At 66.4% G+C, this 16748-nt stretch carries 18 protein-coding genes; 6 read left to right on the top strand and 12 right to left on the bottom strand.

Going from position 1 to position 16748, the window contains the following annotated elements:
- Position 1: 1 nt before the first annotated feature.
- Genes dapE through CGK74_RS07690 form a run of 3 tightly spaced genes read left to right on the top strand, consistent with a single transcriptional unit; the run spans position 2 to position 2643 of the window.
- Positions 2-1144, top strand: a complete 1143-nt coding sequence (gene dapE / locus CGK74_RS07680) for a succinyl-diaminopimelate desuccinylase (RefSeq protein ID WP_094267884.1) — start codon at positions 2-4, stop codon at positions 1142-1144.
- A 26-nt stretch (positions 1145-1170) separates the two neighbouring features.
- Positions 1171-2145, top strand: coding sequence for a 50S ribosomal protein L3 N(5)-glutamine methyltransferase (gene prmB, locus CGK74_RS07685; RefSeq protein WP_094267885.1), 975 nt, complete (start codon positions 1171-1173; stop codon positions 2143-2145).
- 39 nt (positions 2146-2184) lie between these two features.
- Positions 2185-2643 carry a response regulator gene (locus CGK74_RS07690; protein ID WP_094267886.1) on the top strand — a complete coding sequence of 153 codons (459 nt, stop codon included), beginning with the start codon at positions 2185-2187 and terminating at the stop codon, positions 2641-2643.
- A gap of 54 nt (positions 2644-2697) precedes the next feature.
- Here CGK74_RS07690 and iscX read toward each other — a convergent pair whose 3' ends face one another.
- The 11 genes from iscX to CGK74_RS07745 all read right to left on the bottom strand — a co-directional run bounded on the left by iscX (position 2698) and on the right by CGK74_RS07745 (position 11159).
- On the bottom strand, positions 2698-2892 hold the full coding sequence (iscX, locus tag CGK74_RS07695; RefSeq protein ID WP_094267887.1) for a Fe-S cluster assembly protein IscX: 195 nt from the start codon (positions 2890-2892) through the stop codon (positions 2698-2700).
- 1 nt (position 2893) lies between these two features.
- On the bottom strand, positions 2894-3235 hold the full coding sequence (gene fdx, locus CGK74_RS07700; protein WP_094267888.1) for an ISC system 2Fe-2S type ferredoxin: 342 nt from the start codon (positions 3233-3235) through the stop codon (positions 2894-2896).
- Between the two features lie 7 nt (positions 3236-3242).
- Positions 3243-5111: a Fe-S protein assembly chaperone HscA gene (gene hscA / locus CGK74_RS07705; protein ID WP_094267889.1), complete on the bottom strand. Its 1869-nt coding sequence runs from the start codon at positions 5109-5111 to the stop codon at positions 3243-3245.
- A 22-nt stretch (positions 5112-5133) separates the two neighbouring features.
- The gene (hscB, locus tag CGK74_RS07710) at positions 5134-5667 is read right to left on the bottom strand and encodes a Fe-S protein assembly co-chaperone HscB (RefSeq protein ID WP_094267890.1); all 534 of its coding nucleotides are present in this window, start codon (positions 5665-5667) and stop codon (positions 5134-5136) included.
- A gap of 31 nt (positions 5668-5698) precedes the next feature.
- A complete protein-coding gene (gene iscA, locus CGK74_RS07715; protein WP_094267891.1) occupies positions 5699-6022 on the bottom strand; it encodes an iron-sulfur cluster assembly protein IscA in 324 nt (107 codons plus the stop codon).
- 26 nt (positions 6023-6048) lie between these two features.
- Positions 6049-6432 carry a Fe-S cluster assembly scaffold IscU gene (gene iscU, locus CGK74_RS07720; RefSeq protein WP_004251048.1) on the bottom strand — a complete coding sequence of 128 codons (384 nt, stop codon included), beginning with the start codon at positions 6430-6432 and terminating at the stop codon, positions 6049-6051.
- Positions 6433-6463: 31 nt separating this feature from the next.
- Entirely contained in the window at positions 6464-7675 is a 1212-nt protein-coding gene (locus CGK74_RS07725; protein ID WP_094267892.1) for an IscS subfamily cysteine desulfurase, read from the bottom strand.
- Between the two features lie 51 nt (positions 7676-7726).
- On the bottom strand, positions 7727-8890 hold the full coding sequence (locus tag CGK74_RS07730) for a cysteine desulfurase family protein (protein ID WP_094267893.1): 1164 nt from the start codon (positions 8888-8890) through the stop codon (positions 7727-7729).
- An 8-nt stretch (positions 8891-8898) separates the two neighbouring features.
- Positions 8899-9381 (bottom strand): Fe-S cluster assembly transcriptional regulator IscR, encoded by a 483-nt coding sequence (gene iscR, locus CGK74_RS07735; protein ID WP_165770054.1) that lies wholly within the window; start codon positions 9379-9381, stop codon positions 8899-8901.
- Positions 9382-9521: 140 nt separating this feature from the next.
- Complete coding sequence (gene cysE / locus CGK74_RS07740; RefSeq protein ID WP_094267894.1) at positions 9522-10277, bottom strand: serine O-acetyltransferase; 756 nt, start codon at positions 10275-10277, stop codon at positions 9522-9524.
- A 150-nt stretch (positions 10278-10427) separates the two neighbouring features.
- Positions 10428-11159, bottom strand: a complete 732-nt coding sequence (locus CGK74_RS07745) for an RNA methyltransferase (RefSeq protein WP_094267895.1) — start codon at positions 11157-11159, stop codon at positions 10428-10430.
- 101 nt (positions 11160-11260) lie between these two features.
- On the opposite strand from CGK74_RS07745, the gene CGK74_RS07750 reads away from it, so the two are divergent.
- Positions 11261-12061 (top strand): inositol monophosphatase family protein, encoded by an 801-nt coding sequence (locus tag CGK74_RS07750; RefSeq protein WP_094267896.1) that lies wholly within the window; start codon positions 11261-11263, stop codon positions 12059-12061.
- A gap of 60 nt (positions 12062-12121) precedes the next feature.
- On the opposite strand, the gene CGK74_RS07755 is transcribed toward CGK74_RS07750, so the two are convergent.
- Positions 12122-13210: an extracellular catalytic domain type 2 short-chain-length polyhydroxyalkanoate depolymerase gene (locus CGK74_RS07755; protein ID WP_094267897.1), complete on the bottom strand. Its 1089-nt coding sequence runs from the start codon at positions 13208-13210 to the stop codon at positions 12122-12124.
- A gap of 195 nt (positions 13211-13405) precedes the next feature.
- Between CGK74_RS07755 and mutS the strand changes: the two genes are divergently transcribed.
- Together mutS and CGK74_RS07765 are read left to right on the top strand one after the other, a co-directional pair.
- Positions 13406-15964, top strand: coding sequence for a DNA mismatch repair protein MutS (gene mutS, locus CGK74_RS07760; RefSeq protein ID WP_420823169.1), 2559 nt, complete (start codon positions 13406-13408; stop codon positions 15962-15964).
- Between the two features lie 9 nt (positions 15965-15973).
- On the top strand, positions 15974-16744 hold the full coding sequence (locus CGK74_RS07765) for a spermine/spermidine synthase domain-containing protein (protein ID WP_094267898.1): 771 nt from the start codon (positions 15974-15976) through the stop codon (positions 16742-16744).
- Positions 16745-16748: the final 4 nt, after the last annotated feature.

Genomic DNA, 16748 nt, shown 5'->3' on the forward strand with positions numbered 1-16748 from the left:
CATGCCCCAGACTCACAACCCGACGCTTGACCTCGCCTGCGAGTTGATTGCCCGCCCTTCAGTCACGCCTGAAGACGCCGGCTGCCTGGAACTGATCGCCGGGCGACTGCAGGCACTCGGCTTCGCCTGCGAACGGATCGACACCGGCGGCGTGTCCAACCTGTGGGCCCGTCGTGGCCAGACCGGACCTGTGCTCTGTTTTGCCGGCCACACTGACGTCGTCCCCGCCGGCCCGCTCGACGCCTGGAAAACCCCGCCCTACGAACCCACGATCGTCGACGGCGTGCTGTTCGGCCGAGGCGCTGCCGACATGAAGTCGTCGCTGGCAGCCTTCGTCACCGCCATCGAGCGCTTCGTCGCGTCAAACCCCGACCACGCAGGAAGCATCGCGCTGCTGCTGACCTCGGACGAGGAAGGAATTGCCACGCACGGTACGGTGAAGGTCGTCGAGGCGCTGGCCGCACGCGGCGAACGCCTCGACTACTGCGTGGTCGGCGAACCGACCTCGGTGAAGACCCTGGGCGACATGATCAAGAATGGCCGCCGCGGCTCACTGTCCGGCACGCTGCGCGTGAAGGGCAAGCAGGGCCACGTCGCCTATCCCCATCTTGCCCGCAACCCGATCCACGCCTTCGCGCCCGCCCTGGCCGAACTCGCCGCGATCGAGTGGGACCAGGGCAACGAGTTCTTCCCGCCCACGACCTGGCAGGTCTCGAACATACATGCCGGCACAGGTGCCAACAACGTGATCCCCGGCGTGTGCGAGGTGCTGTTCAACTTCCGTTTCGGCTCGGTGTCGTCCGCGGACAGCCTGAAGGCCCGCACCCTTGAGGTCCTGGACCGTCATGGTCTCGACTACGAGCTCGACTGGCACCTGTCGGGCAAGCCCTTCATCACCGGGCGCGGCAAGCTGGTCGGCGCCCTGTCGGCGGCGATCCGCGAAACGCTCGGGTTGGAAACCGAACTCTCCACCACCGGCGGCACGTCCGACGGCCGCTTCATCGCAGACATCTGCGCCGAGGTCGTCGAGTTCGGCCCGGTGAATGCTTCGATCCACCAGGTCAACGAATGCATCGACGCGGCGGCGATCGAGCCCCTGTCGGTGGTCTACGAGCGCACACTGCGCGCGCTGCTGGCCGCCTGAACCCGCTCCAACGCGAGAACGAATCCATGACTCAGCATCACGAACATGCGCACGACGACCATCAACATCATGACGATGGGGATCACGACCATGAACACGACCATGGCCCGCTGGCCGAGCTGGTCACCGTGCGCGACTGGCTGCGCTACGCCGTCACCCGCTTCAACCGCAGTGGCATCTTCTGCGGCCACGGCGTCACCGACACCTTCGACGAAGCCGCCTGGCTGCTGCTTGGTTCGCTGGCGCTGCCGCTCGACCGCCTGGAACCTTTCCTCGACGCCTGCATCCCCGGTGACGAACGCGTGGCGCTGCTCGACGCGATCGAACAGCGCGCGGATGACCGCCTGCCGACGGCCTACATCCTTGGCGAGGCCTGGCTCGGCGACTTCCGCTTCACCGTAGACCCGCGTGTGATCGTGCCGCGCTCCTTCTTCGCCGAGTTGCTCGAGGACGGCCTTGCGCCGTGGATCGACGACCCTGCAAGCATCGGCAGCGCGCTGGACATGTGCACGGGCTCCGGCTGCCTCGCGATCCTGATGGCCCATGCCTTCCCGAATGCCGAGATCACCGGCGCGGATCTGTCGGAGGATGCACTCGACGTCGCGCTGCAGAACGTGGCCGACTACGGGCTGGATAATCGCATCGAGCTGGTCCGCACGGACGTCTTCTCGGCCCTAGATGGCCGACGCTACGACCTGATCCTGAGCAACCCGCCCTATGTCACGGGCGAGGACATGGATGCGCTGCCGCCCGAGTACCTGCACGAACCCCGCATGGCGCTCGCCGCCGGCGAAGACGGTCTCGACATCGTGCGCAAGCTCATCGAACAAGGCGCTGCGCACCTCAACACCGGTGGCATCCTGGCCGTGGAGGTTGGCCACAACCGGGCAATCGTCGAGGAGGCCTTCCCGGAGCTGCCCTTCAACTGGTTATCCACCCGCGGCGGCGACGACATGGTGTTCGTGCTGCGCCGCGAGGACCTGCCGGGCGGCACGGACTGACCGCCGCTGTCGAGACGGCAACTGGGGAGCAAGGAACACATGCCCAACGAACGCCCGATCCTGCTGGTCGAGGACAACCCCGACGACGAGGCGCTGACGCTGCATGCCTTCTCGCGTAACCGCATCACCAATCCCGTGGTCGTGGTGCACGATGGGGTCGAAGCCGTGGACTACCTGTTCGGGACGGGTGCGTTCGCCGGCCGCGACCTCGGCGTCATGCCAGCCGTGGTGCTGCTCGACCTAAAACTGCCGCGTATCGACGGGCTGGAGGTGCTGCGGCGAATCCGTGCCGACGCGCGGACGACCTTGCTACCCGTCGTGGTTCTGACCACCTCACGCGAAGCGCTGGACCTTCAGCAGGCTTACAACCTCGGCGCCAACAGCTACATCCGCAAACCGGTGGATTTCGATCGTTTCCAGGAGGTGGTCGCCCTCCTCGGCCGCTACTGGCTGAGCCTCAACGAGACCGTCGAAGCGAGCGCCAGCGCCGCCTACTAGCGCGTCAGGGCCGGGGGCTACCCCGGCCTTCAATCTCGCCTTTTTCCGGCTCCGTCACGCGACCTCGTCGATCCAGGCCTGCTGGATTCCTTCGAGGATGCGCTCGCCACAGCGCTTCGGATCATCGTCGAACTCAGGCAGTTCAAGCACCCAAGTCATAAGGTCGACGAAATTCACCCGCGTCGGATCGACGTCGGGGCGTGCGTCCGCCAGCTGAATGGCGATCTCCTGCACATCGGTCCATTTCATTTCAGTGCTTTCCTTCGCGGGCCATGTTGATCGTGTAACGCGGGATCTCGACCACCAGCGGCGTCTCGCCCACATGCACCTGGCAGGACAGACGTGACTGGGGCTCGAGGCCCCAGGCCTTGTCGAGCAGGTCCTCTTCGTCGTCCGAAGCGGCCTCGAGGGCATTGAAGCCTTCGCGCACGATCACGTGGCAGGTGGTACAGGCGCAGGACATCTCGCACGCGTGCTCGATGTCGATTCCGTTCTCGAGCAGGCTCTCGCAGACGGTCTGGCCCGGGCGGGCCTCGATCACGCTGCCATCCGGGCAGAGCTCGACGTGGGGAAGAACGATGATCTGGGTCATGGGCGGGTCAGAGTTCGAGTTCGTCTACTTTGTGGCCGGCCAGCGCGCTGCGGATGCTGTTGTCCATGCGCCGGGCGGCAAATTCGTCGGTGGCGCGGGCGAAGGCATCGATCCCCGCCTTGATCGCGCGGTGGTCATCGCCTTCGCGCAACGCACGCAGGCGGGAGATCGCCGCGTCGACAGCCGCGCGTTCGCCGGCATCGAGCAGATGCCCGTCCTTGGTCAGCGCCTGTTCGGTGGCCTCGATCACGCGTTCGGCCTCGACCTGCTGCTCGCGCAGGGCTCGCAGCGCCATGTCATCGCCAGCATGCTCGACGCCCGACTTCAGCATTTCGGCAATTTCGTCGTCCGACAGACCGTAGGAAGGCTTGACCAGCACGCTGGCCTCGACACCGGAGGACATTTCGCGCGCCGAAACCGACAGCAGGCCGTCGGCGTCCACCTGGAAGGTCACGCGGATCCGTGCCGCGCCGGCCACCATCGGCGGGATGCCGCGCAGTTCGAAACGCGCGAGCGAGCGGCAATCCGCAACCAGTTCGCGCTCGCCCTGCACGACGTGGAAAGCCATCGCGGTCTGGCCATCCTTGAAGGTGGTGAATTCCTGCGCGCGCGCGATCGGCAGCGTCGAGTTGCGCGGCACGACCTTCTCGACCAGGCCACCCATGGTCTCCAGGCCGAGCGACAGCGGGATAACGTCGAGCAGCAGCCAGTCGTCCTGCTCGGCACGGTTGCCTGCCAGGGCGTTTGCCTGCATGGCGGCACCGAGCGCGACCACCTTGTCGGGGTCGAGGTTGGTCAGGGGCTCCTGGCCGAAGAAATTGGCGACGGCGCGCTGGATATGCGGCATGCGGGTCGCGCCGCCGACCATCACCACACCCTTGATTTCCTCGGGCGTGAGGCCTGCGTCGCGCAGCGCCTTGCGCACCGGCGTCAGGGTCTTTTGCACCAGATGGCGGGTCATCTCCGCAAACTCGTCGCGCGTGATTACCAGATCGACCTCCTCGCCGGAGCCGAGGACCAGATGCACTGGCGCTTCCTCGCACGAGGTCAGCAGCTCCTTGGCCTCACGCGCCTTCATCTGCAGGCGGCGCGCATCCTCGAGCGAAGGCGGGTCGATGTCGGCCCGCTCCAGGATCGAGCAGAACAGACGGTGATCGAAATCGTCGCCGCCCAGCGCGGCATCGCCATTGGTCGACAGGACCTCGAACACGCCACGGGAGAGCTTGAGGATCGACAGGTCGAAGGTGCCGCCACCAAGGTCGTAGACCGCGTAGACACCCTCGGCCGCATTGTCCAGGCCGTAGGCGACGGCTGCCGCCGTGGGTTCGTTGAGCAGGCGCAGAACGTCCAGACCCGCTAACTTTGCCGCGTCTTTGGTCGCCTGGCGCTGGGCATCGTCGAAATACGCCGGAACGGTGATGACCGCCCCGGTCAGCGGGCCGCCCAGGCTGGCCTCGGCACGGTTGCGCAGCACGCGCAGGATCTCCGCCGACACCTCGACCGGACTCTTGACCCCTTGCACCGTACGCAGGCGCACCATGCCGGCGCCGTCCTCGAAGTCGTACGGCATCATCTCGACGTGCGCCACGTCCTTGAGGCCACGCCCCATGAAGCGCTTGACCGACACGATCGTGTTGCGCGGGTCGGTGGCCTGCACCTTGGCGGCCGCCTGCCCGACCTCGATCCGGCCATCGGCGCAATACCGCACCACCGACGGCAGCATGGTTCGGCCTGATTCGTCCGGCAGGCACACGGCGATTCCGTTGCGGACGGTCGCGACGAGCGAGTTGGTCGTGCCGAGATCGATGCCCACCGCAAGCCGATGCTTGTGGGGCTCGGTGGACATGCCGGGTTCGGCGATTTGCAGCAGGGCCATTGGGGTTCCGTGCCTCTTGTTATCAGCCTTCGAGTGCGAGCAGCGCCTCGTCGATCTCGTGCTGGAGTTTCTCGATGAACATCAGCCGACGCACGGTGTCGGCCGCTTCGGTGTATGCATTGTCGACGTCGAGCTGGCGGCCCAGCTCGGCCCGCACCTCGCGCGCATGGTGCAACAGGCGCATGTGGAGTTGCTCGAGCGCCTCCACCTCACCGGCCGCACGCGCCTCTTCAACCGCTTCGCGCCACTCCATCTGCTCCATCAGGAACTCGGGCGACATCGCGGTGTTGGTCTCGATGGCGGCATCGACGCCCGCGAGCACCAGCAGGTACTGCGCCCGTGCGAGCGGCTTCTTGAGCGTACGGAAACCCTCGTTGACGCGCGTCGCCCACTGCATCGCCCGACGCTTGTCGGCGTCGGGCAGGTGCGCATAGCGATCCGGATGGACCTGCGACTGCAGGCGATGCCACGCGGCCTCGAGTGCGGGTTCGTCTAGCGCGTAACGGCGCGGCAACCCGAACAGGCTGAAGTAATCCTGGGTGAGGTCGATGCTCATGCAGTCTCGGTCGATAAACGCAGGATGGGTATCAGACGTTGAAGCTTTCGCCGCAACCGCACTGATCCTTCACGTTCGGGTTGTTGAACTTGAAGCCTTCGTTCAGCCCTTCCTTCACGAAATCGAGTTCAGTGCCCTCGAGATACACCAGGCTCTTCGGATCAACCACGACCTTGACGCCGTGGCTCTCGAACACCAGATCCTCGCCGTGCGTCTCGTCGACGAACTCGAGCTTGTACGCCATGCCGGAACAACCCGAGGTCTTCACCCCCAGGCGAATGCCGAAGCCCTTGCCACGCTTGGCAATGAAGTTCGACACGTGACGGGCAGCGCTTTCGGACAGGGTCACGCCCATGGTCTTTGCCTCCTGATCGCGGCCGCTCAGGCCTGGTGCTTCTTGCGGTAGTCTGCCACGGCCGCCTTGATCGCGTCCTCGGCCAGGATCGAGCAGTGGATCTTGACCGGCGGCAGCGCGAGCTCCTCGGCGATCTGGGTGTTCTTGATGTCGAGCGCCTGGTCGATGGTCTTGCCCTTCACCCACTCGGTGACGAGCGAGCTCGAGGCAATTGCCGAACCGCAGCCGTAGGTCTTGAACTTGGCGTCCTCGATCACGCCGTCCTTGCCGACCTTGATCTGCAACTTCATCACGTCGCCACAGGCGGGGGCACCGACCATGCCGGTCGCCACGCCCTCTTCGTCCTTGCCGAAGGAACCGACGTTGCGGGGGTTCTCGTAATGGTCCAGGACCTTGTCGCTGTATGCCATGTCTTTTCTCCAGGGGATTTCGTCGTGTCTTTTAGTGTGCGGCCCACTGCACGGTGTCGAGATCGATGCCGTCCTTGTACATCTCCCACAGGGGCGACAGCTCGCGCAGCTTGCCGATCTTCTTGTGCAGCAGGTCGATGGTGAAGTCCACCTCTTCCTCGGTCGTGAAGCGGCCGATGGAGAAGCGGATCGAGCTGTGCGCCAGTTCGTCGTTGCGCCCCAGTGCGCGCAGCACGTAGGACGGCTCGAGGCTGGCCGAGGTGCAGGCCGAACCGGACGACACCGCAATGTCCTTGATCGCCATGATCAGCGACTCGCCTTCGACGTAGGCGAAGGAGATGTTCAGGTTGTGCGGCACGCGCTGCTCGAGGTCGCCATTGACGTAGGTCGCCTCGATGTCGGTCAGGCCGTTCAGCAGCTTGTCACGCAGCTTGCGGATGCGCGCATTCTCCTCCGCCATCTCCTCGCGTGCCAGGCGGAAGGCCTCGCCCATGCCAACGATCTGGTGCGTTGCCAGCGTGCCCGAGCGCAGGCCGCGCTCGTGGCCGCCACCGTGCATCTGCGCCTCGAGGCGCACGCGCGGCTTGCGGCGCACGTAGAGGGCGCCGATGCCCTTCGGGCCGTAGGTCTTGTGGGCCGAGAAGCTCATCAGGTCGACCTTGAGCTTGTCGAGGTCGATGTCGACCTTGCCGGTCGCCTGCGCCGCATCGACGTGGAAGACGATGCCCTTCTCGCGGCAGAGTTCGCCGATCTGAGCGATCGGCTGCACGACGCCGACCTCGTTATTCACGAACATCACCGACACCAGGATGGTGTCAGGACGGATGGCCGCCTTCAGCACCTCGAGGTCGATCAGACCGTTTTCCTGCACATCGAGGTAGGTGGCCTCGAAGCCCTCGCGCTCGAGTTCGCGCACGGTGTCGAGGACCGCCTTGTGCTCGGTCTTGACGGTGATGACATGCTTGCCCTTGCCTTGGTAGAAATGCGCCGCGCCCTTGATGGCAAGGTTGTTGGATTCGGTCGCGCCCGAGGTCCAGATGATCTCCTTGGGATCGGCATTGACCAGGGCCGCAACCTGTTCGCGCGCTTCCTCGACCGCCTGTTCGGCTTCCCAGCCGTAGGCGTGCGAACGACTGGCCGGGTTGCCGAAATGCTCGGTCAGCCACGGGATCATTTTCGCCGCCACGCGGGGGTCAACCGGCGTCGTCGCCGAATAGTCGAGGTAGATCGGGAACTTCAGCATTGCTTCTCTCCGCAGAGGGGTTGTGTCTTTTTCATGTCCTGGCACGGCCGCTCAGAACGCGACCGATGCCAGCTTCTTCAAATCCCGAACCACGTGCGACAGGGTGGCGACGAATCGCTCAACCTCCTCCGCCGTAGTGTCGCGCCCGAGGCTCACGCGCACAGCACCACGCGCCACCACCGGATCGACCCCCATCGCCAACAGGGTGTGCGAGGGCTCGGGCTGCGCACTGGAGCACGCGGAGCCGCTCGCGCAGGCAAAGCCGGCGCGATCCAGCTTGCCGACCAGCGTCTCACCATCGATACCGTCAAACGCGAAAAATACCGTATTCGACAGCCTTGCAGCTGCTCGTGAAAACACCACTGCACCCAGCACCGACAGCGCGTGCTCGATGCTGTCGCGCAAGGCGACGAGCCGTGCCGCCTCCACCACCCGCCGTGCAACCGCGCGCTCACAGGCAAGACCGAAGCCGACAATAGCGGCGACATTCTCCGTGCCCGAACGCAAACCGCGCTCCTGGCCACCGCCCGCAATCAGCGGCGACAGCTCGACACGCTTGTCGACCACCAGTGCGCCCGCACCGAGCGGACCGCCAATCTTGTGGGCAGACAGCGTCATCGCATGCACGCCGAGCGCGCGAAAATCCACCTCGATCTTGCCCAGCGCCTGCACCGCATCGGTATGCAGCAGGGCACCGGCCTTGCGCGCATCGCCGCCCAGTGCTACCACATCCTGCAGGACGCCGGTCTCATTATTGGCGAGCATCACCGACACCAACGCCGGACGTGCCTCAATCGCACACTGCCAGTCGGCGACATCGATCCTGCCGTCCGCATCGACCGCGATCTCACGCAAGGCCCACCCCGCACGGCGAAGCTGCCTGGCCGGTTCGCGCACACAGGGATGCTCGATCGCACTGATCGCCAGCGTGCCGGACTTGAGGCAGGCTGCCGCGCCCTTCAGGAACAGATTATTCGCCTCCGAGCCGCCGCTGGTGAAGATCACCTCAGTCGCATGCGCGCCGACGGCTGTGGCCACCTGTGCGCGCGCCTCATCGATGGCGGCGCGGGCCTGGCGACCGTACTCGTGCCGGCTCGATGCATTGCCGAAGCGCGCCGACTCGGCGGCGCCCAGCCAAGGCAGCATCGCGTCGCGCACCTCTGGGGCGATCGGCGTGGTCGCGTTCCAGTCGAGATAGACCGGGGCAAAGCTCATCGCAGCCCTCAGACCGCCGCGATTTCGCGCACCTGCAATGTGGCGCGACGACGGATGTTCTTGAGCACCGCCATGTCCGCATCCGGTTTGACCTGACGGTCGACGAGCGCCTGCAGCGTCACCGAGTCGAGGTAGGCGTACATGCGCTTGTTGAGGTTCGCCCACAGGTCGTGCGTCATGCAGCGATGCTCGTCATGACAGTTCTGCTTGCCACCGCACTGCGTTGCATCCAGCGGTTCATCCACGGCGATGATGATGTCGGCCACGGTGATCGCGTCCATGCCGCGCGCCAGGCGGTAGCCGCCTCCGGGGCCACGCACGCTACTCACCAGTTGGTGGCGTCGCAGCTTGCCGAACAGCTGCTCGAGGTAGGACAGCGAGATCTTCTGACGCTCGGCAATGCCGGCCAGCGTCACCGGCCCATCGTCCTGGCGTGCAGCCAGATCGATCATTGCCGTGACGGCGAATCGCCCTTTGGTCGTCAGTCTCATGGTGTCACCTCGCAGGAACCGTAAGCCGTCCAGCCGCAGGCAGGGCAATCCCACCGCAATACCCGAACGTTTCGGTCAACTATACTTATCCCGACAAAAACGGTCAACTAATCACCACGATAGTCGGTCGCAGCCTGGCCTCAGTCCACCATGCGCGACAAGCGGTTCGCATCGAAGTCGTCCGCCGACGCCGCTGCGTCCTCCAGCCTGACCCCGCTGGCCTCAAGCCGCGCCACGATCGCCTGCAGGCGGCGATCGGTATCGACCGCGTGGTCGAGCAAGCCGTGCAGCGCCTTGGACACCGGATCGTCCATGTCGCGCGTGACGCCATAGGCACTGAAGCCCATCTGCTCCGCCTTCTGTTCGCGCTCGGCGTCACGCTCGGCGTCGATGATGCGCGCCGGGTTGCCGACCGCCGTCGCGCCCGCCGGCACCGGCTTCACCACCACAGCGTTCGAGCCGATCTTGGCCCCGTCACCGACCGTGAAACCGCCCAGCACCTTGGCACCCGCACCGACCACCACGCCTTTGCCGAGGGTCGGATGACGCTTGGTGCCGCGGTACAACGAAGTGCCACCGAGCGTGACCGCCTGATAGATCGTGCAGTCGTCGCCGATTTCGGCCGTTTCGCCGATGACGACGCCCATGCCATGATCGATGAACACGCGACGGCCGATCACGGCACCCGGATGGATCTCGATCCCGGTGAAGAAGCGGCTGACGTGACTGATGAAGCGTCCCAGCCAGAACCACTGCCGTCGCCACGCCCCATGCGCGAGGCGATGGAACATCAGCGCATGTACGCCCGGATAACAGGTCAGCACCTCGAACGTGGAGCGGGCGGCGGGATCGCGTTCGCGAACGCTGGCCAGGTCTTCACGCAGGCGGCTGAACATTTCCAGGGGCTCCAGGATGGGAATATGGAAGAGAACTGGCCGGCTGCACATTGCGCCGGTCAATTCCCGACTATTTTAATCGACTTAGGATCAACTTTGAAACGGCCGGACCCGCGCACCGCGACGCTCGCACCGACCGCCATGACGCGTTCAGCGCCGCTTGGGGCGCTCGAAGGTCGTCAGCATGCCGCGCAGCAAGGCGACCTCTTCGCGCTCGAGCCGGACGCGGTTGAACATCCGCCGCATGCGCGGCAGCAGGCGCTTCGGATTCTTCGGATCATGGAAACCGCTGGCGGTCACGGCCTGCTCGAGGTGCGTCATGAAACCCTCGAAGTCGGCATGCGTGGCCGGCTCGCCCTGAAGATCCTGCGGTGGCGGCGGATTCAGTGCCGCCATGCGCAATTCATAGGCGAGCAACTGGACAGCCGCACCGAGGTTAAGCGACGAGAAATCCGGGTCGGTCGGAATCGTCACCGGCAGGCTGCACAGCGCGACCTCCTCGTTGGTCATGCCACTGGTCTCGTTGCCGAACACCAGCGCCACATCGCCGTCGACGGTCCGCCCGACGATCTCGACCGCCGCCTCGCGCGCATGCATGCGCGGCAGTGACAACTCGCGCCGGCGCGCGGTCAGCGCTGCGGAGAACACGGTGTCCGCCAGCGCCTCCTCAAGCGTGCCCACCACGCGTGCGGATTCGAGCAGATCGACCGCGCCGGAAGCGCGCGCGGTGGCGATCTCATCCGGAAACGAGGCCGGCGCAACCAGCCACAGCTGGCGCAGCCCCATCGTCTTCATGGCGCGGGCGGCAGCACCGATATTGCCAGGATGGCTGCTACGGGACAGCACGACCCGGATACGGTCGAGCGCAAGTGGGCGATTCATATTAAAATTCCGCGTTTTCCGAATTCTGCCGTGGCGACGCCAGCCGGTTCCCGATGGGTAGCCGCAGCCGTCGCCCGCTTCTTTAACAGAGACCGCTTCGAATGCATCCCACCCTGAACATCGCCGTCAAGGCCGCCCGTCGCGCCGCGACCGTCATCAACCGTGCCTCGACCCAGCTCGACCTGCTCACCGTCCAGAGCAAGTCGCCCAACGATTTCGTCACCGAAGTCGATCGCGCCGCCGAGCAGGCGATCATCGAAGTCCTGCGTGACGCCTTTCCGGGGCACGGGATTCTAGCAGAGGAGTCAGGCGAGTCCGGCCCGGAAAGCGAGTTCAACTGGATCATCGATCCGCTCGACGGCACGACCAACTTCATCCACGGTTTCCCGCAGTACGCCATCTCGATTGCGCAGACCAAGAACGGCGCCCTCGAGCACGCGGTGGTCTACGACCCCTGCACCAACGAGCTGTTCACCGCCTCGCGCGGCAGCGGCGCCTTCCTCAACGACCGCCGCATCCGCGTGTCGCGCCGCACCCGTCTGAATGACTCGCTGATCGGCACCGGCTTCCCCTTCCGCCAGTTCGACAATGTCGATGCCTATCTCGCGATGTTCAAGGAACTCACGCAGAAGACCGCCGGCATCCGCCGCCCGGGCGCGGCCTCGCTCGACCTGGCCTATGTCGCCTGCGGCCGCCTCGACGGCTTCTGGGAGATGGGCCTGTCGCCGTGGGACATGGCAGCCGGCGTGCTGCTGATCCAGGAAGCCGGCGGACTGGTATCGGACCTGTCGGGCGAGGCGGACTTCATGGCCACCGGCAACGTGGTCGCCGGCACGCCGAAGATCTTCGGCCAGCTGCTGCCGATCATCCAGGCCTACCGCCCGGCCAACATGCAGGCCTGACCAGTCCATCGTCATCCGATAAACCCGGTGGGGCGGCCTCTCGCGCCCCACCCTGCCGGTTCATCGCGCAGCGCGCCCCGGTTCCGCCGCTGCAGGCGCGGTGAGGCGGTCGATCATGGCCCGGATGGCGCGAACCTGTCCGCCGTCCCGGGTCGCGTACGTCGGCCCGCTGTAGCCCCACCAGTCCCAGCAGCCCTTCGGGTTGTACACCCAGCGCCACGACCCCCACGCCAGTCCGCTGCGCGCCGCGACCTGCGGGTAGAGCACCACGATGCGATTGGCGTCGGCCCATTCGTTGTAGCCGGCGCGCTCGACGAAACGCCTGCCGATCACGCCCTCTCCCTGACGGCAGCCATGCAGCGCGACGTGGATCCTGCAGCCACCCTCGCGGCAGACCTGCGGAACATAGACGTAGCCTTGCGCCGCCATGCTCAGCTCGATCGGCGCGACGGTGGTGAATTCGCGCTGCGCGAACGCGATCAGCTCCCCGCCCGGCCTGGCAGCCCTCGGTGCCAGCGATCCATAGAGATGCGCGAGCAGCTCGCCCGCCGCATCCAGCTCGCCGCAGCGGTTGATGAACGGTGGCGCCGAGGTCTCGCATGCATTCGCTGCCGGATCCGCAATCGAGATCATTGCGTGGCCGGCGCCCTCGTGCCGCACGTAGCGAACTGCCTCATCCGGCAGCCGGGCACGATAGAACGCGACGAGGCTGTCGACCACGGCCCGCTCGACCGTGCGGTCTGCCGTGCCCGACAGCACCCACACCCGGTCGTCCGCCAGCCCGACCGGATCGTCGATGCGCCCGGCACGCGCCCACGCAGCAATGCGCGCCGCCGTAGCGTTCGCACCGGGCACACGGTCTGGCGTTGTCGGCGCCATGCAGTCGCCGAGCGCGCGCCACATGCTGCCTTCGGCGCAGTCGTAGGGTCCGCCGGCGATCACACCGGCGCCCCTGACCAGGCTCGAGTGCGCCACCTGGAGCTGCACCGCCATGTAAGCCCCCGACGAGACGCCGGACACGGTCACCGTTGCCGCGTCCCCCCCCAGCGCTGGCAAGGCTTGCGCCGACACCGCCGTGGCTGACAAGAGGCAGACCATGCCGAGCGCCACATGCTGCAGCCAGCCGCTCACTCCGATTCGACGCTTCATCCTCGACTCCCAAACCCGAATTCGTGCACGACAGATGCACAAGCGCGCCTGCATGCGTAAACTCCGCGGGTTTCGACCACGACCGGGCTGGCCGCCCAACGCAGCCGCCCGCTCCCCGATCAAGAGGTTGCATTGACGCCCCACCCCAAGCCCCACGAACTGAGCGAAGCCGAGATCAGCGCCCACACGCCCATGATGCAGCAATATCTTCGCATCAAGGTGCAGCACCCGGACACGCTGTTGTTCTACCGCATGGGCGACTTCTACGAGCTGTTCTTCGAGGACGCCGAGAAGGCGGCGCGGCTGCTCGACATCACGCTCACCACCCGCGGCCAGTCCGGCGGCCAGCCGATCAAGATGGCGGGCGTGCCCTTCCACGCAGTCGAACAGTACCTTGCACGACTGGTGAAGCTGGGCGAGGCGGTGGTGATCGCCGAGCAGGTGGGCGAACCCGGCGCCACCAAGGGTCCGATGGAGCGCGCCGTCAGCCGCATCGTGACACCCGGCACGCTGACGGACGCCGCGCTGCTCGACGACCGTCGCGACGCCCTGCTGCTGTCGGCCAACCTTCATCGCGGCGTGCTCGGTCTGGCCTGGTTGAACCTGGCCAACGGCGACTTCCGCCTGATGCAGTGCCCGGCCGAGACGCTGCAGGCCCAGTTAGAGCGCCTGCGCCCGGCCGAGGTGCTGATCCCCGACGGTCTGGCGCTGCCGCTGCTCGACACCCTGGCCCCGGCGCTGCGTCGCCTGGCCGACTGGCAGTTCGATGCCGAAACCGGCACCCGGCTGCTGACCGGCCACTTCGGCACGCGCGACCTGGTCGGCTTCGGCGTCGAGGACCTGCCGGTGGCGCTGGCCGCCGCCGCCGCCCTGTATGACTACGCACAGGCGACCCAGCGCCAGACGCTCGCCCACGTCACCGGCCTCGTCGTCGAGCGCGAATCGGAATACCTGCGGCTCGACGCTTCCACCCGTCGCAACCTCGAACTCACCGAAACCCTGCGCGGCGAACCCGCGCCAACCCTACTGTCGCTGCTCGACACCTGCATCACCAGCATGGGCTCGCGCTGGCTGCGACATGCCTTGCACCACCCGCTGCGCGACCGTGGCGTGCCCGCGGCGCGCCAGGCCGCCGTGGCGGAACTGGTCGGCGAGCAAGGTGATTACGGCATCGAAAGCCGCGATGGCCGCACCGCGGGCACCGTGCGCGGCGCGCTGCGCGGCGTAGCCGACGTGGACCGCATCACCGCGCGCATTGCCCTGCGCAGTGCGCGACCGCGCGACCTTTCCGCGTTGCGCGAAAGCCTCACCCGCCTGCCGGAACTGGGCGCGACGCTGGCCGGCTGCAACACGGCTCTGCTGCGCGAGGTCTGCGCCGCGCTCGACATCGCACCCGACCCGCTCGACCTGCTGCAACGCGCCATCGACGCCGAGCCCGCCGCCATGGTGCGCGACGGCGGCGTGATCGCGCCGGGCTACGACTCCGAGCTGGATGAGCTGCGCGGCATCCAGAGCAACTGCGGCGAATTCTTGCTGGCACTCGAAGCCCGCGAGCGCGAGCGCAGCGGCATTCCCAACCTGAAGGTCGAGTTCAACCGCGTGCATGGCTTCTACATCGAGGTCAGCCGCGCCAACGCCGACAAGGTGCCGGATGACTACCGCCGCCGCCAGACGCTGAAAAACGCCGAGCGCTACATCACGCCCGAACTCAAGGCCTTCGAGGACAAGGCCCTGTCGGCAAACGACCGCGCCCTGGCGCGCGAGAAGCTGCTGTACGAGGCGATTCTCGACGCGCTGGCCGCCCACATTCCGGCGCTGCAGCGCATCGCACGCGCGCTGGCCCTGCTCGACGGCCTTGCCGCGTTCGCCGAGGCGGCATTGCGCTACAACTACGTCCGCCCCCGCTTTCGCGACACACCCGGGCTCGATATCGCCGGCGGCCGCCATCCGGTGGTCGAGCGCCAGGTCGAGAACTTCATCCGCAACGATGCGCGGCTCGCGCCCACCCGCCGCATGCTGATGATCACCGGCCCCAACATGGGCGGCAAATCGACCTTCATGCGCCAGGTGGCGCTGATCTGCCTGCTCGCGCACGTTGGCAGCTTCGTGCCGGCGGATGTCGCCGAGCTCGGTCCGCTGGACGCCATCTTCACCCGCATCGGTGCTTCGGACGACCTGGCTTCCGGCCGTTCGACCTTCATGGTCGAGATGACCGAAGCCGCCGCCATCCTGCATGGTGCCACCGAGCACAGCCTGGTGCTGATGGACGAGATCGGCCGCGGCACCTCCACCTTCGACGGCCTCGCGCTGGCCGCCGCGATCGCACGCCAGCTGCTGGAGAAGAACCGCAGTCTGACGCTGTTCGCCACCCACTACTTCGAACTGACCCGGCTCAACGCGGACTACCCCGAGTGCGCCAACGTGCATCTGGATGCGGTCGAGCACGGCCACCGCATCGTCTTCCTGCATGCGCTGGAAGAAGGCCCGGCGAGCCAGAGCTACGGGATCGAGGTCGCTGCGCTGGCCGGCATCCCCGCGCCGGTGATTCGCGACGCGCGCCGCCGGCTGCGCGCGCTGGAGAACCGCGAGATCCACGCCGGCCCGCAGGCCGATCTATTCGCCACGCTGCCCGAACCCGAGGCCGAGCCCCTGTCGCATCCGGTGCTGACCGAACTCGCCGACATCGACCCCGATTCGCTGACCCCGCGCGAGGCGCTCGAGCGCCTGTACTCGCTCAAGCGCCTCGCCTCCTGAGAACACCCGATGAGTACACCGATCGACATTTCCGAAGAAGCCGGCGTGCGCTACCTGCACTTCGGCTCGGACTGGATCCAGGGCGCGATGCGCATCCGCAAGCCCAACGCGCTCGAGCTCGCCTACACGCGCGAGATGATGGCGGGCCTGCTGCTGCGTGACGGCCTCGTCGAAGACGCTGGTCAGTGGCCCAAGAAGGTGCTGATCATCGGCCTCGGCGCCGCCTCACTGGCGAAATTCGTCCATCACCATTGCCCGCAGGCACGCATCACCGTGGTCGAGATTGCCCCTTCGGTCGTCGCCGCCGCGCGCCAGTTCTTCAAACTCCCCGAGGAGGATGCGCGCTTCAGCATCCACCTCGGCTGCGGCGCGCAATACGTGATGGAGAAGGACCAGACCTGGGACTACATCCTGATCGATGGCTATGACCGCAACGCCCGCGCGGGCGCGCTGGACACCCTACCTTTCTACCTCGCCGTGCGCTCACGGCTGTCGGCCAATGGGCTGATGGCGGTAAACCTGTTCGGACGCTCGCGCGGCTACAAGGCCAGCGTCGAACGCATCCTCGCCGCCTTCGACGACCGCGTGCTCGCCTTCCCGTCCTGCGACAGTGGCAACGTCGTCGCCTTTGGGGCCGTCGGCGAGCCGATCGAGCGCCCGCTGGATGAACTGCGTGAGCGCGCACGGCTGCTGAAGGCCGCGACCGGGCTCGACCTCGGCCCTACCATCTCACGGTTGGAACAGTCCGGCAGCGTACCCGGCGGCGTGCTGCACATCTGAATGC

Origin of the sequence: Thauera propionica (genome assembly GCF_002245655.1) — a bacterium.
Classification (GTDB): Bacteria; Pseudomonadota; Gammaproteobacteria; order Burkholderiales; family Rhodocyclaceae; genus Thauera; species Thauera propionica.

What these genes read in the sequence shown, in the direction of transcription:
- CGK74_RS07730 (WP_094267893.1), bottom strand. Translation starts at nt 8,890, where the DNA reads ATGAGCTTTGCCCCGGTCTATCTCGACTGGAACGCGACCACGCCGATC.
- hscB (WP_094267890.1), bottom strand. Translation starts at nt 5,667, where the DNA reads ATGAGCATCGACCTCACCCAGGATTACTTCAGCCTGTTCGGGTTGCCG.
- fdx (WP_094267888.1), bottom strand. Translation starts at nt 3,235, where the DNA reads ATGACCCAGATCATCGTTCTTCCCCACGTCGAGCTCTGCCCGGATGGC.
- cysE (WP_094267894.1), bottom strand. Translation starts at nt 10,277, where the DNA reads ATGTTCAGCCGCCTGCGTGAAGACCTGGCCAGCGTTCGCGAACGCGAT.
- CGK74_RS07690 (WP_094267886.1), top strand. Translation starts at nt 2,185, where the DNA reads ATGCCCAACGAACGCCCGATCCTGCTGGTCGAGGACAACCCCGACGAC.
- iscU (WP_004251048.1), bottom strand. Translation starts at nt 6,432, where the DNA reads ATGGCATACAGCGACAAGGTCCTGGACCATTACGAGAACCCCCGCAAC.
- CGK74_RS07765 (WP_094267898.1), top strand. Translation starts at nt 15,974, where the DNA reads ATGAGTACACCGATCGACATTTCCGAAGAAGCCGGCGTGCGCTACCTG.
- mutS (WP_420823169.1), top strand. Translation starts at nt 13,406, where the DNA reads ATGCAGCAATATCTTCGCATCAAGGTGCAGCACCCGGACACGCTGTTG.
- CGK74_RS07745 (WP_094267895.1), bottom strand. Translation starts at nt 11,159, where the DNA reads ATGAATCGCCCACTTGCGCTCGACCGTATCCGGGTCGTGCTGTCCCGT.
- CGK74_RS07750 (WP_094267896.1), top strand. Translation starts at nt 11,261, where the DNA reads ATGCATCCCACCCTGAACATCGCCGTCAAGGCCGCCCGTCGCGCCGCG.
- CGK74_RS07725 (WP_094267892.1), bottom strand. Translation starts at nt 7,675, where the DNA reads ATGCTGAAGTTCCCGATCTACCTCGACTATTCGGCGACGACGCCGGTT.
- CGK74_RS07755 (WP_094267897.1), bottom strand. Translation starts at nt 13,210, where the DNA reads ATGAAGCGTCGAATCGGAGTGAGCGGCTGGCTGCAGCATGTGGCGCTC.
- dapE (WP_094267884.1), top strand. Translation starts at nt 2, where the DNA reads ATGCCCCAGACTCACAACCCGACGCTTGACCTCGCCTGCGAGTTGATT.
- hscA (WP_094267889.1), bottom strand. Translation starts at nt 5,111, where the DNA reads ATGGCCCTGCTGCAAATCGCCGAACCCGGCATGTCCACCGAGCCCCAC.
- iscX (WP_094267887.1), bottom strand. Translation starts at nt 2,892, where the DNA reads ATGAAATGGACCGATGTGCAGGAGATCGCCATTCAGCTGGCGGACGCA.
- prmB (WP_094267885.1), top strand. Translation starts at nt 1,171, where the DNA reads ATGACTCAGCATCACGAACATGCGCACGACGACCATCAACATCATGAC.
- iscA (WP_094267891.1), bottom strand. Translation starts at nt 6,022, where the DNA reads ATGGGCGTGACCCTGTCCGAAAGCGCTGCCCGTCACGTGTCGAACTTC.
- iscR (WP_165770054.1), bottom strand. Translation starts at nt 9,381, where the DNA reads ATGAGACTGACGACCAAAGGGCGATTCGCCGTCACGGCAATGATCGAT.